This window comes from Prevotella sp. S7-1-8, assembly GCF_000758925.1.
In the GTDB taxonomy this organism is placed as follows: domain Bacteria; phylum Bacteroidota; class Bacteroidia; order Bacteroidales; family Bacteroidaceae; genus Prevotella.
Genome location: NZ_JRNC01000024.1, coordinates 92,953 through 106,876, shown reverse-complemented (window position 1 = coordinate 106,876; position 13,924 = coordinate 92,953). Strand labels below are relative to the sequence as shown.

The following is a 13,924-nucleotide window of genomic DNA, read 5'->3' as shown; positions in this document are numbered from 1 at the left end:
AGTTTTTATGCGTTGGCTTTGCGATTAGGCCCTAAACGTCATGCGTATAAGCCTTAAACACGACGTCATCGAACAGTAATCACGATGCCATTAGGCTCTAATCGTCATGCCATCAATGCCTAATGGCAAGACATAAGCATGCAATCGACACCTCGATTTTAGCACAAAATTCATAAAATGATGATTTTCAGAATGTTGCGAAAACGTCTCATTTCGGGCGTATTCGCAAGCAGCGCCGCATGCATTTGCAAATAACGGCAGCGTCTGAAGGCTTTTGTCAGATATTTTCAAACAAGGAAACAAGCCGCGCGCCATCGCGTCAAGTGATGTTTCATGACCGCTCACACCAACCTGTCAAGTCTGTTTTTTATTTCCTTCAGCTCGTCGCGCACACCGATAAGCGTGTCCAAGACCTCCGAGGTACGATCCACCGCCGCCCGATTTTGGCGCATATACTTGCGCGCGGCGGCTATTTTAAAACCGCGCACCTTGATGAGATTATATATCACCTTGAGGTCTTCAATATCCCTTTCGGTATATTGCCTGACCCGTGTGGAGCTCACGGTCTTGGGCTTGAGGTTAGGAAACTCTGTCTCCCAATAGCGCAGCGTGCTCTCGTTCACGCCTATCATTTTGGCCACCTCTTTGATAGAGTAATAGAGTTTTTGTGGTTTGTTGGAGTTCAAAGACATAACACAGCTGAGCTTAGAGATTGATTGCAAAATTCCATGGGCGCGTCTCACCATGCGCCCACGCCTCATCCGCCATGCCCCAAAACGACAGTGACATGGTCGCGAGTGACGTGTAATGCAAAGTTAGCAAAAAGATTGAAGACACATCGGTTTTGCATCGATTATTTAGAAAAAAATAATAGATGGCGAATAAACCTTTGTCACTCACGGGCGTTATGCCATCTTTTTTGTAACTTTGCACGAAATTATACAACAGAAAAATAACATAAATAGATAATTGAGATGATGACAGCCAACGAAATACGCGACGCTTTCAAGAAATTTTTTGAGTCAAAAGGTCACGTAATAGTCCCGTCCGCCCCGATGGTGGTCAAGGACGACCCGACGTTGATGTTTACCAATGCCGGCATGAACCAATGGAAGGATATTATCCTCGGCACCAAAGACCCTGAGCCTCGACGCCGAACCGACTCGCAGAAGTGCCTACGCGTGAGCGGCAAGCACAACGACTTGGAGGAGGTGGGCTACGACACATACCACCACACCATGTTCGAGATGCTGGGCAACTGGAGCTTTGGCGACTACTTCAAAGAGGGTGCCATAGACTACGCATGGGAGTTTTTGGTGGACGTGCTGCGCATAAACCCGGCCGACCTGTACGTGACGGTCTTCGAAGGCTCGCCCGAGGAACGCATACCGCGCGACGAGGAGGCGGCCAAGTATTGGGCCAAGCACGTGCCGCAAGACCATATCATCAACGGCAACAAGCATGACAACTTCTGGGAGATGGGCGACACAGGCCCTTGTGGCCCATGCTCGGAAATACACATAGACTCTCGGTCGGCCGAGGAGAAAGCCAAGACACCGGGCCGAGAGCTGGTGAACAAGGACAACCCACAAGTCATCGAGATCTGGAACATCGTGTTCATGCAGTTCAACCGCAAAGCCAACGGCACGTTAGAGCCATTGGCCATGAACGTGATAGACACGGGCATGGGCTTCGAGCGGCTGGTGCGCACGCTGCAAGGCAAGCAGTCTAACTACGACACCGACATCTTCCAGCCCATTATCAAAGAGATAGAGATACACTCCAAAAAGAAATATGGCTTCACCACCCCATCCGGACCTCACGGAGCGCCAGCCAGCGAGCAGGAGAAAACAGACATTGCCATGCGCGTGGTGGCCGACCACCTGCGCACCGTGGCATTCTCCATCGCCGATGGGCAACTGCCCGGCAACGCCAAGGCGGGCTACGTTATCCGCCGCATATTGCGACGGGCCGTGCGCTACGCGTACACGTTCTTAGGGCAACGCAGCCCGTTCATGTTTAAGCTGCTGCCCATACTGACACAAGAGATGGGCGCCACCTACCCCGAGTTGCCGGCCCAACAAGAGCTTATCAGCCGCGTGGTGAAAGAAGAGGAAGACAGCTTCTTGCGCACGCTGGAGAAAGGCATCCAGCTGCTCAACGGCGACATGGACGAACTGAAAGCCAAAGGACAGACGCGTCTGGACGGCGCCAACGCCTTCCGTTTGTTTGACACTTACGGTTTCCCTCTCGACCTCACGGAGCTTATTTGTCGCGAGCACGGCTTTACAGTGGACGCGGAAGGCTTCAACGATGAGATGGCCAAGCAAAAATCGCGCGCCCGCAACGCGGCGGCGGTGAAGAATGGCGACTGGGTGACGCTGCGAGAGGGCGAGCAGGAATTTGTGGGCTACGACCACTCGGAATGTGATTGCCACATCTTGCGTTACCGCGAAGTGACACAGAAAAAGGGCGCGTTCTATGAGTTGATCCTTGACCGGACGCCCTTTTATGGGGAAATGGGCGGACAAGTGGGCGACCAAGGAACGCTCAAGAACGAGCGCGAAACGGTGAGCGTGGTGGACACCAAGCGAGAGAACAACCTGAGCGTTCACATCGTGAAGAAATTGCCCCAAAACCCCGAGGCGAATTTCAAGGCATGCGTCGACGTGGAGAAACGCGAGGCAAGCGCGGCCAATCACACGGCCACACACCTCTTGGACTACGCCCTGAAACAAGTGCTGGGAGACCACGTGGAGCAAAAAGGCTCGTATGTCAGCCCGGACACGCTGCGATTTGACTTCTCGCACTTCCAAAAAGTGACCGACGAGGAGCTTCGCCAAGTGGAGCGATTGGTAAACAAGCTCATCCGCGCCGACTATGCGCTCGACGAGCATCGGGACACCCCCATAGAAAAAGCCAAGGAGATGGGGGCCGTAGCCCTTTTCGGAGAAAAATACGGCGACAAGGTGCGCGTGGTGCGATTTGGCCCGACATGTGAGTTTTGTGGCGGCATTCACGCCAAGAGCACCGGCGCCATAGGCATGTTCAAGATCATCTCCGAGAGCAGCGTGGCAGCGGGTGTGCGCCGTGTGGAGGCCATGACGGGCAAGACTTGCGAGGAAGCCATATACGTATTGGAAGACACCATGAAATATATTCGTGGCATGCTCAACAACGCCAAAGACCTGAAAGCCACCGTGATGAAGTTTGTGGACGAGAACGCGCGCATGAAAAAAGAAGTGGAGAGTTTTCGCGCCCAAGCCGTGGAACGCACGGCAAAAACGTTGGTGGAACGCATGAATGTGGTAAATGGCGTGAACGTGGTCAAGGCCGTGATACCGGCGGAACCCGCTTCAGCCAAAGACATCGTGTTCAAAATTCGAGAGCTTGTCGGCGCGAATTTGCTGTGCGCGCTGGGTTCCGTGCATGGCGGCAAGCCCATGTTGTCAGTCATGTTGTCTGACGACATGGTGAAAGAACATCATCTCAACGCAGGCAACATGGTGCGCGAGGCGGCCAAACTCATTCAGGGCGGCGGTGGCGGACAGCCCCATTTCGCCCAAGCTGGCGGCAAAGACAAAGACGCTCTGTCTGTCGCGGTAGACAAGGTTGTGGCTTTGGCAGAGCTGTAACGACACTTTCCACAACGGGAGGGAGGCCTCGCGGCCTTCCTCCCGCTGTTTTTCTTGGCCTTTTGCAAGTTTCTTATAAATTTGTGTTTGGGCGGCATTTACTCGGCATGACACTTGGTGGGCAGTCGGGAAGGCACGCTTTAGGTAGCGAGAAAAGGTGTTCGTCGAAAGGCTTGGCCGGACAAATGCCCAATGTTACATTTCCGGCGGCATAGGCATACGAGACGCCAAGTCTCGGTTGGCTGCCCAACCAGAGCACGTGGCAGCCCAATTGCCGATAGCCATAAAGCAAAACACCGCAAAAAACAAACGTGACAGGAATGCAAATTGACATTCATTGGCTCGAAAATTGGTTTGACAGATTTAACGCACAGTACTTTGATGACAATCTGCCCAAACCGAGATTTCACATTGGCCGGGCAAGGACGCGGTTAGGGACAATGTCGTTCAAGCGCGAAAGAACTTGGGGGCGAACGACGCCATATGACTTTGCCATCGGCATAAGCAATTATTATGACCAGCCAGAGCACTGTTTCAAGAGCGTACTCTTGCATGAGATGATCCATCTTGCCATAGCCCATAGTGGCGCGAGAGACACCTCGCCACATGGCGTGTTGTTCCAAAAGATGATGCGACAACTCAACCGCGATGGATGGGACATACGTGTGTCGACACGAGCGCAGGGGTTAGAGTGTGCAAAATTGGACAAGGAAGAAAACAAGAGAGAGTTTGTGGTGTTGGCAATAGAAATGTCAGACGGCCGTTGTTTTTTGTCATCCGTCAACCCCAAATGCGCACATCGGCTCAACGCCGAGCTACCTCGCGTCAAGGAAATAGACCACTTCGCATGGTACGCGACGACCGACAGGTGGTTTGAAAGAATGCCAAGGGTACGCAGTTTTCGCGGCCGGCGCGTCAGCTATCAATTGTTCAAGGAGAAAACAGAGGCCATGAAGCCATTGCCGCTTTAAACGCAAGACGCTCGCCCCGCCCACTTTCGACGCCCGCCACCGCTATTCGGCAACTTGAGCGTCGGGCCAATTGACCAAAAAAAGTTTGTCGGTAGCGCGAGTAAAAGCGGTGTAAAGCCAATGGATATAGTCGGGCGTGAGCATGTCGTCTGTCATGTATCCTTGATCAACGTACACGTGTTGCCACTGTCCTCCCTGCGCCTTGTGACAAGTTACGGCATACGCGAACTTTACCTGCAAGGCGTTAAAATAGATGTCTTGGCGCAATTTGGCGAGGCGTTGGGGCTTCGTGGGCAAGTCCGCGTAATCCTCCATCACCTTGTTATACAAGTCCTCCATTTGCTCGCGAGAGAGAGCCGGCGCGTCGGTGGTGAGCGAATCCATGACGATTGTGGCCTGTAACTCAAAGTCGTCGTAATCTGGAAATCGCAGCCACACGTCCGCAAAATGGAACCCATACAGCTCTCTGACATTGCGAACACGTAGCACTTGCGCGCGATCTCCATTGGCAAGAAAAGACGGTGCCTTGGCATCGGCGTCAGCCTCGCCCTTTGAAACATTCTCGGTCCAAAAATAATTGTTGCGCACTATCATCAGCATATCATTCGAGCAAAGCACCTCCTCACGGTCGAGCACCGCGTTACGGATGCCCTGGTTGTAAACATTGGCCCGCTTGTTGGATCGGGTTATGACGATGGTCCCATCCTCTCCCATTTGGCTGTAACTTGTTTCCAAACTCTCAACAAGGTCCGCACCCGGCAGTTTCATAATATCCGCGAAACCCTTTAACGACACCCTTGGCAGACTGACAGGCTCATCGCGCGCCATCATTTGGCGGATAAGGGTGGCATTGTATAGTATGCCCGAATCCGCGCTCTGTCTTAAAACCTCATCCAAATCGCACTCATACACCCGCATGCCATATCCCGCGAGCACATCAGCGCAAAGCGCCGGGGCCTCGGACTCACCCACGGGGGGCAGCTGCGCGCGATCGCCGATGAGCAAAAGGCGGCAATTGTCTCCGGCATAAACATATTTCATAAGATCGTCCAACAAACTGCCCGAGCCAAAAGCATTGTCTCCAGACGGATAGTTTGACACCATAGAGGCCTCGTCCACGACAAAAAGCATGTTACGATAACGATTGTCATTGAGATTGAACACGCCATCAACACCTTGGTAAGATTTCTCCCTATAGATGCGTCGATGCACTGTATAAGCAGGCATTGCGCTGTTGAGCGACAACACTTTGGCCGCGCGCCCGGTGGGAGCCAACAGCATAAGTTTTTGCCCAAGACGCCTAAGGGCATTCACCATGACGCTGGCAATGGTAGTCTTGCCTGTTCCCGCCGATCCTCTCAGCACCATCACCGCATTTGGCGAGCGGTCGGCCAAGAAGCGCGCGAAGGTCGCGAGAGCGTTGCGCTGGTCGTCGGTGGGGGCGAAATCGAGGTTTCGCAGGATATAATTGATAAATTCTGTTTGTGTCATAGCGCATTGGAGCGAAAAAACATCCACATTTATATAAAAAGACTGACAGCTCGCGAAGATATGTATTGATATTTTAGTACCTTTGCAAAAGTAGGCCTTTGTTGGACGAAGACAAAGTTAACGATAAAAGCCGAGAAATGAATATAGACCTGAAAAATAATTATATATTGAGCGGCTGCGCGCTCACGTTGCTTGTTTTGTGCGCGCTAAGCCTTCACCGTCCTGCGCAATTCCAGCGTGAGCAGGCGGCAAGGGAGGCGGTGGTAAAGCGCAGGCTGTTGACGATAAAAACCGCCGAGGAGCGTTACAAAAGCCAAAACGCGGTATATACAGGCAGCCTTGACAAACTGGTGGAGGCCAAATTGATAGCCGACTCCACAAAGATTATCCCCTTCTCTGACAACAAACCTTTCTCGCTCGAGGCTACCACTATCATCGGAAAGAGCGGCAAGCAAATACCTTTGATGGAGTGCGGCGCGGGCTACAAGGACTACCTGAACGGACTGGACGATGATGCCATAGCCGAAATCACGGAGAAAGCCAACGCCATGGGGCGTTTCCCCGGGCTCAAGATAGGCGATATCAACGAGCCAAACGACAATGCGCCCAATTGGCGTTGACAGCCATCCCATGGCTTCAGGCAGCCTTTGATAGCAACAAGATGAGCCATTAACGACAACATGAGCATGACAAATTACACCCAACCACCCCGAATGACCATACGCGTGAGCAATGGATCGCTCGCCTTTACCATCGCCGAGAAAGAAACCGAGGAGCGGATAGTCTACAAACCATACACTATCAAGAGCGGCGTTTCCATCGCGGCCAATCTTCGGGAGGCTTTCAAAACAGAGCCGTTGTTACGCCACGACACCCACAGGGCACGCGTCTTGATAGACGAACCGGTGCTGTTGATCCCCATAGAAGAATATAACGAGCAAAACATGAGCACCCTGTACCACCACAGCTTCCCCGGAACCGAGGGCCGCGCCGTGCTGGGAAACGTACTGCCAGAGCTTAAGGCCGTGGCCATCTTCGCGGTGAACAAGGATTTGAAGATGGTGGTGGAGGATCACTACACAGACGTAAAGTTCACCGCGCTGATGCAACCCGTGTGGCGATACATGCACCATCGCAGTTTCATAGGCATTCGCCGCAAGCTCTTCGCCCATTTCCACGACGGATTGTTGGAACTGTTCAGCTTTGAGCGCAACCGCTTCTTATTCAGCAACAGGTATGATGTCAAGCACCCCAAAGACGCGCTTTACTTCATCCTTTTTGTATGGAAAGAGTTGGCTTTGGACCAACTCAAAGACGAACTGTACCTCTCTGGCGACATCATTGACCGAGAAAACCTATTGCGCGACTTGCAGCTTCACCTCAAAAAAGCAAGCGCGATAAACCCCTCGGCCGACTTCAACCGCGCGCCAATGACTCGCATCAAGGACATTACCATGGACCTGTTGACTCTCTATTTGGGTTAAACAAGCCAACCAAACATACCACACGCGCCATGAGAATTATAACCGGACAATATAAAGGCAGGCATTTTGACATACCGCGCACGTTCAAGGCGCGCCCCACGACAGACTTCGCCAAGGAAAATATCTTCAACGTGATGAACGGATACATAGACCTCGAGGGCGCATCGGCTCTCGACTTGTTCGCCGGCACGGGCGGCATCTCCTTGGAACTGCTGTCGCGCGGCTGCGCCTCGGTGGTGAGCGTGGAGTCTGACAGGGATCACGCCCGCTTTATTAAGCAATGCGTGCAAAAGCTCGGCACCACGTCAAGCGTCCTCGTCAAAGGCGATGTCTTCCGTTTCGTGAAATCCTGCCACAAGGCGTTCGACTTCATTTTTGCCGACCCTCCTTACGCGTTGGAACAATTGCCAACGCTCCCAGACCTCATATTCCAACATCAACTGCTCAACGAGGATGGCGTTTTCGTCTTCGAGCACGGCAAGAAGAACGATTTCTCCGAGCACGAACACTTCGTGGAACACCGCGCTTACGGCAGCGTGAACTTCAGCGTTTTCAGATAGACCGCTACATGAGCGGGCTGACAACACGAAGCGCGCTCTCGCACAGCCTGGTCAAAAAAGAACGACTCTCCACCTCGCACACCTCTTCTATGAGCTGGCAATGTTTTTGGTCATTCAAGAAAACGCGCTTCATTCTCAACGCCATGCCACGATCGTAAAAGAAGATGTTAGACTCGAAATTGTGCTCGAAACTACGAAAATCCACGTTGGCGCTGCCACAGGTAGACACCAAGTCGTCGCTCACCAACAATTTGGAGTGATTAAAACCATCAGCGTACAGATACACCTTGACTCCCGCCTCGAGCGTCTCCATGACGTATGACACGCTGGCCCACTCCACTATCCTCGCGTCGCTGCGGCGCGGAAGCATCAACCTCACGTCCACGCCAGTGAGCGCCGCCGTGCGCATGGCAAACATGACCGGCTCCGAGGGCAAGAAATAGGGACTCTCCATATACACGTACCGTCGCGCCTCGTACAATATTCTGATATAGCCTTGCATGATGTCGCGCCAAGGAGACACGGGCGAGCTCGTCACCACCTGCGCCAAACAGCCGTTGCGTATCATCGGGTTTTGCTCGGGATAGTAATCATGGTTGGTAATGAGCGTGCGGTCCACGAAATACCAATCCACCAAAAAGGCTCGCTGAATGCCATACACCGCCCCACCCCTCACCATCAGATGGGTGTCGCGCCAAGGCATGTCTTCCAATCCCTTGACATAGCGCGTGGCAATATTGTAACCACCGACAAAGCCAACAGAGCCATCGATCACAATGAGCTTGCGATGGTTACGGTAGTTCACCTTGGAGGTAAGCAAAGGAAATTTAACAGGCATGAAGGCGTGAACATCCACGCCACCATCGCGCATGCGCTCAAAAAAAGAGTTTTTCACGCGCCAACAACCCACGTCGTCATAGATGACACGCACCTCCACGCCCTCGCCGGCCTTGTCTATCAAGGCGTCGGCCACAAGGTTGCCCAGCTCGTCGTCGTTGAAAATGTACATGCCCACATGTATATGGTGGCGCGCCTTGGCTATCTCGCGCAACAGGGCAGGAAAGAACTCGTAGCCGCTTGTGTATATCTCCGCCTCGTTGTCCTTGAACGGCAACGCCATGTTCTGGTTGTAGAAAAAATATATCAACGACCGATACGACAGAGGCATCGTCAGGTCTTCTTGCTCCAAAAACTCTGTCATGGACCGCTTGGTGAGCTGATCAAGCGATGTCTGGCTGATGTAACGCTCCTTGCGCCTGTTCTGACCGAAAAAGACATACAGCGCCAACCCTACAAAAGGTAGGAACAACAACGCCAAAATCCACGCCATGGTCTTGGCCGGTTGGCGATTGTCCATCAGTATCCTGACCATCACGCCAATGACGATCACGCCATAAAGCGCGCCACATACCCAATGCAAATATTCCATATCACAAGCCACTTAAACTGTCGTACCACCTCACTCTTGTTTCTTCTTCTGTATGTACGCCAACTGTTTCAAGGCAAAACCACTGCTGGCAGGATCGGACAACAACTCTTTGAGCAACGGCTCGGCCTCATCATATCGCTTTGATCGCACCAACAAGAAAGCCTTGCGCCGACGCAAAAAACTCATGAATGTCGCCACCTCGCGCATGGACTCATCGCTCCTCTGTCCGGCGTCGCCGTTAAACATGGCCGACAAGTCGTGCAAAAAAGAGTCGATGAAAAACATGGCTCGAAAGTCGCGCCCATTTACCAAGCAGTTTATAAACATTTTCATATAGTCCACTCGGCGAACTTGCAAAGTGATTTGGAGGTAGTATGACGCCTTGCGATATTGGCGCAAATGGGTATAACTAGCTCCCACCATATAGCATATCTCCATGAAAGCGGCCCTTGCCGCTGTTGGCATCTGATAGTAACTTTCCTGCATCTGCTCGAAAATATTTTCCAAACAGCGCGCGCTCTCATAGAAACGCCCTTGATCATAAAGAGCCCTGCCACGTAGCAGCGCCTGCCCGTGACGTGGGTCGCGCAGGCTACAAAGCGTCTTTTCCTCCTCGTTCATGTCCGCCACATTTCCATTTCGCTCCTTGGCCATAGCCTCTTTCCAAACGTATCTAAAACGTTCCAACCGTTCCCGCGAGGGCTGCAAGTCGCAACCCATGAGCGCACTGCACATCTGTTTGTGCCGGTCCATGTGCCGTTCGCTCACCGCCCGGCTCATAGACACTGGCGTTAACGCCAGTGTGACACGATAGTAGAGCGTTTCAGGCGTTTGCCCTTCTTGCTTGAAATGGATAGTCAGATGGCGCACACGCACAGGGTCGCGAGGGTCGTAATAGTCGAGCGACGCCACTGCCGAGTGGCACATAAACCGCCCTTCGTCCACGAGCGCCGTTTTTACGTCGAAGGAGGCGATAGCGTCCGGATCGTCAATCACCACAACTCGTTCGTCGCGCGTCAGCGAAAAACGCGCCATTACAATGTCCGCCAATCCCATCGCGGAAGCCAAGAGCTGTCGCAGTGGCACCTTGGCTCCGTCGTCGTGCCAATCAGGCCCCGCCTCTTGGTACATCATTTCCAATTCGCTGACAAGAAACTGCTCTCGCTGCTTTGTCGCGTCACGTTTTTCGGCGTCATGATTGAGCGCGCCCTTGGCGTCGTCAAACCGCTCTTTGATGACGGAAACAAAGTCATGACGCCATTTGAAAGCCTCTTGCATAGCTCTCTCTAACACATCCTTGGCCCTTTCCCCGTCGAGCAACAACATGCCCATTATGTGCACACGCACCTTGCCACGAGTTCCGTCTACCGAGTAGACGAGCCGGCATACCTCCGCTTGTAAGTTTATATCGTTGCATACAAGGCGCACCGTCTCTATATAGTCAAGCTCCGTCTCGTAAAAAAAAGGGTATAGCAAGCGCACGTATGGCTCCGCGTTTTGCACGTTAAGCCTAAAATGCCCACTCTGATACTGATAAGTGCCGATATAGTTTCCGTCGTCTTTCTCCCATTGCACCGTGCAATTGAGCATGCCCAACACACCGCTCACAACGCGTTTCATGTGGGCGGCATCGAGGTTGCCAAGTCCCACGCGCGCGTCATGGCGCATGCGTCGCGACGCAAGCGTCGCCACAACCACGGCACATGCGATGGCGAAAACCATAAATATGATGCAAATTTCTATCATTCCCTGACTGCAAACTTACTGAAAATAAATGATAAATGCTTTTTTTTGAGCCACAAAAATGCTTTTTCTGCCACAAAACGCACTATGAAACCATCCACCGCGAAACATTCGACACACCAAAAGGGCGCACTGGAAAACAACAATATGAAAGGCTTGAAAAAAACTGACAAAAGCACGTTCAAAACTCGCGTATTTACAAACCATAGGCACCTTGGGCGCAAATACGCCAAACACGAGCGTTTTTCATAATTGTCTACAGGGCAACAAGTTAGAGAGAAACGGAAGAAAACCAGACAAAAAAGTTTTCAGCACAGCATACCATTAAGGCCTAATCGCAACGAGATTAAGCTTTTGACAACGGACGATTAAAGCCAAAACGACTCCCCATCAATACCTGATCGCGACGCCAACGCATACCAACGGCAACTTGGGCACAAGAAAAAAGCGCCCACAGCGCGATTTTGACACGACACGATAACTTTTTCATCTCTAAAACAGCAAGTCCTCAAAGCCCTGTTTTTGTGATAAATATTTGACAAATAACACAAGGCACCATCGCCCACACAAAGCCAATCGATCTTTAGAAATCTAAAGCACAATGTTGCTGCCCAACTGTTTGGCCAACTTGTTGCGCATGTTCTGCATGTCCTGGTATTCTGACAAGAGCTTTGCCAAGAGCGTGGCATCCGTGCCCGCCTGGCTAATTTGCGCTTGCAAGTCTTTGAGATGACGCTCCACATAGTCCATGCGAAAATCGAGAAGCAGATGGTTTGTCTGGGTGCGCAAATCGCGCAAATCGTTTTCTTCGCGCGCTTTTCGATCTTCCTCGCCAACAGCTTGCTCCTTCTTCACGTTCGACAAGCGGTAACTGTCCGCTGTCATGGCGATGGCAACCTTGCTCACACGGATGTCATCGTGATGCACAAAATAGGTCTCGGCCACGAAATTGGCGTCGTCACTCATGGCTACAGCCTCTCGCAAAATATCGTTGTATACCAGCTCCTGAAAAACCAAGTTGTCACGGTCAAGGCTATAATGGATATACTGCGCCACCGTGAAATCACGCACATTACCCTCTTCGTCTTCCACATTCTCATAGATAACGCGCTCGCCATGCCGCACCACCATCTGCGTGAGCAGGCTCTCCACCTTGGCTGCCTGCCCCAATGGGTCGGCGGAGGTGATGGGAGGGATTTCCGCGGCCGCGGTCACGGAGGAAGGCTCTGCCCCAACCTGCTCTGGCTCTAAGACCTTTTTGGAACGCCGATTGCGAATAAGGATATTCATTTGGCTGATGAGAGAGTACTCTTTGGTGTCCGTGCGAATGGCGCAATCGTGAATGTAAGAGTCGCGGAGAATTTGGTTTTGTACATGCGACACCGACTCTATGATGGAACCAATGGCGGCAGTGCGCTTGGCAGGGTCGGTTTCGCCCTTGAGCAGCAAGTCTGACTTGAAGCGTATGAAATCCACGGCATTTCTTTCAACATATTGTTTAATCTCGTCGGCCGTGTGGTTGCGGGCGTACTCATCTGGGTCCAATCCGTCTGGCATGAGCACCACCTTGAGGTTCATGCCCTCTGAAAGAAGCATGTCAGTGCCCCTCAAGGCGGCGTGAAGCCCCGCCTCGTCATTGTCGTAGACAAGCGTGATGTTTGACGTGAAACGATGCAACGTGTGTATTTGGTGGTAGCTAAGCGCCGTGCCTGAGTTGGCCACGACATTCTCTATGCCGCTCTGGTACATGGAGATAACATCGGCTTGTCCCTCTACCAAGAACACGTGGTCTTCCTTGACAATAGCTTTTTTGGCCTGCCAAATGCCATATAGCTCGCGGTCTTTTTGGTAAACGTCGCTCGCTGGCGAGTTGACGTATTTTTGGTTCACGCCCTTGGTTCGGCTGTCCAAGACACGGGCGGTGAAGCCCACCACCTTGCCGCTCACGCCTATCCACGGGAACACCACCCGCCCGGCATAACGATCCATCAGCTCGCCATGATCGGTCTTGAAACAAATGCCGGTGGAGAGCAGGAACTCCTCTTTGTATCCTTGGCGCAACGCCTCAAGACCAAGAGCCTGACGGTCAAGCAAGTCATAGCCCAGCCGAAACTTCTTGATGACATCATCGCGAAAACCCCTGCCACGAAAATACCGCATGCCAATGGCCACGCCATCAGCATGGTTGTGAAGCAAATCCTCAAAATACTTGCATGCCCACTCGTTGACTATGAACATGGACTCGCGTTTGCCCTGCTCCTCTTTCTCCTCGTCGGTGAGTTCGCGCTCTTTGATCTCTATATGGTATTTGTTAGCGAGCCAACGCAAGGCCTCGGGATAGGTCATCTGCTCATGTTCCATGACAAAATTGACAGGCGTCCCACCCTTGCCGCAGCCAAAACAGTGGCACGTGCCACGAGCCGGCGAGACAAAAAAAGATGGCGTCTTCTCATTGTGAAACGGGCAAAGCCCCTTGTAGTTGGCCCCCGCCTTCTTGAGCGCGACGAACTCTGACACCACCTCCACGATATTGGCGGCATCCTTAATTCTCTCTACGGTTTGTCGGTCTATCATATACAATCCAGTCTCGATACAGGGCAAAGGTACGCTT

At 52.3% G+C, this 13,924-nt stretch carries 9 protein-coding genes and 1 pseudogene; 5 read left to right on the top strand and 5 right to left on the bottom strand.

Annotated features, from left to right (window positions below):
- Positions 1-341: 341 nt before the first annotated feature.
- Positions 342-692, bottom strand: coding sequence for a MerR family transcriptional regulator (locus tag HMPREF1640_RS03970; protein WP_036892592.1), 351 nt, complete (start codon positions 690-692; stop codon positions 342-344).
- Positions 693-974: 282 nt separating this feature from the next.
- Here HMPREF1640_RS03970 and alaS point away from each other — a divergent pair, with 282 nt between their 5' ends.
- Both alaS and HMPREF1640_RS03955 read left to right on the top strand, forming a co-directional pair.
- Positions 975-3,635, top strand: coding sequence for an alanine--tRNA ligase (alaS, locus tag HMPREF1640_RS03960; RefSeq protein WP_036892587.1), 2,661 nt, complete (start codon positions 975-977; stop codon positions 3,633-3,635).
- A 320-nt stretch (positions 3,636-3,955) separates the two neighbouring features.
- Positions 3,956-4,606: a SprT-like domain-containing protein gene (locus HMPREF1640_RS03955; protein WP_036892585.1), complete on the top strand. Its 651-nt coding sequence runs from the start codon at positions 3,956-3,958 to the stop codon at positions 4,604-4,606.
- Between the two features lie 42 nt (positions 4,607-4,648).
- Here HMPREF1640_RS03955 and HMPREF1640_RS03950 read toward each other — a convergent pair whose 3' ends face one another.
- The gene (locus HMPREF1640_RS03950) at positions 4,649-6,097 is read right to left on the bottom strand and encodes an ATP-dependent RecD-like DNA helicase (protein ID WP_036892584.1); all 1,449 of its coding nucleotides are present in this window, start codon (positions 6,095-6,097) and stop codon (positions 4,649-4,651) included.
- A gap of 137 nt (positions 6,098-6,234) precedes the next feature.
- On the opposite strand from HMPREF1640_RS03950, the gene HMPREF1640_RS03945 reads away from it, so the two are divergent.
- The 3 genes and pseudogenes from HMPREF1640_RS03945 (at position 6,235) to rsmD (ending at position 8,141) form a co-directional block, all read left to right on the top strand.
- The gene (locus HMPREF1640_RS03945) at positions 6,235-6,717 is read left to right on the top strand and encodes a hypothetical protein (RefSeq protein WP_197051480.1); all 483 of its coding nucleotides are present in this window, start codon (positions 6,235-6,237) and stop codon (positions 6,715-6,717) included.
- Positions 6,718-6,777: 60 nt separating this feature from the next.
- Positions 6,778-7,470: pseudogene (locus HMPREF1640_RS03940) on the top strand (DUF3822 family protein); the annotation flags it as partial.
- Positions 7,455-8,141, top strand: coding sequence for a 16S rRNA (guanine(966)-N(2))-methyltransferase RsmD (gene rsmD / locus HMPREF1640_RS03935; protein ID WP_369699819.1), 687 nt, complete (start codon positions 7,455-7,457; stop codon positions 8,139-8,141). The pseudogene HMPREF1640_RS03940 and the gene rsmD, both read left to right, overlap by 16 nt.
- A gap of 4 nt (positions 8,142-8,145) precedes the next feature.
- Here the strand turns inward: rsmD and cls are convergent, their stop codons facing one another.
- The 3 genes from cls to dnaG all read right to left on the bottom strand — a co-directional run bounded on the left by cls (position 8,146) and on the right by dnaG (position 13,887).
- A complete protein-coding gene (cls, locus tag HMPREF1640_RS03930; protein ID WP_036892582.1) occupies positions 8,146-9,570 on the bottom strand; it encodes a cardiolipin synthase in 1,425 nt (474 codons plus the stop codon).
- A gap of 30 nt (positions 9,571-9,600) precedes the next feature.
- Positions 9,601-11,316 carry a hypothetical protein gene (locus tag HMPREF1640_RS03925; protein WP_052051693.1) on the bottom strand — a complete coding sequence of 572 codons (1,716 nt, stop codon included), beginning with the start codon at positions 11,314-11,316 and terminating at the stop codon, positions 9,601-9,603.
- A 588-nt stretch (positions 11,317-11,904) separates the two neighbouring features.
- Positions 11,905-13,887, bottom strand: a complete 1,983-nt coding sequence (gene dnaG, locus HMPREF1640_RS03920) for a DNA primase (protein WP_036892615.1) — start codon at positions 13,885-13,887, stop codon at positions 11,905-11,907.
- Positions 13,888-13,924 lie beyond the last annotated feature (37 nt).

Bases quoted from the DNA above. Each gene is read 5' to 3' on its own strand.
- cls (WP_036892582.1), bottom strand. From the start codon at position 9,570: ATGGAATATTTGCATTGGGTATGTGGCGCGCTTTATGGCGTGATCGTC.
- HMPREF1640_RS03955 (WP_036892585.1), top strand. From the start codon at position 3,956: ATGCAAATTGACATTCATTGGCTCGAAAATTGGTTTGACAGATTTAAC.
- HMPREF1640_RS03925 (WP_052051693.1), bottom strand. From the start codon at position 11,316: ATGATAGAAATTTGCATCATATTTATGGTTTTCGCCATCGCATGTGCC.
- HMPREF1640_RS03970 (WP_036892592.1), bottom strand. From the start codon at position 692: ATGTCTTTGAACTCCAACAAACCACAAAAACTCTATTACTCTATCAAA.
- HMPREF1640_RS03945 (WP_197051480.1), top strand. From the start codon at position 6,235: ATGAATATAGACCTGAAAAATAATTATATATTGAGCGGCTGCGCGCTC.
- alaS (WP_036892587.1), top strand. From the start codon at position 975: ATGATGACAGCCAACGAAATACGCGACGCTTTCAAGAAATTTTTTGAG.
- dnaG (WP_036892615.1), bottom strand. From the start codon at position 13,887: ATGATAGACCGACAAACCGTAGAGAGAATTAAGGATGCCGCCAATATC.
- HMPREF1640_RS03950 (WP_036892584.1), bottom strand. From the start codon at position 6,097: ATGACACAAACAGAATTTATCAATTATATCCTGCGAAACCTCGATTTC.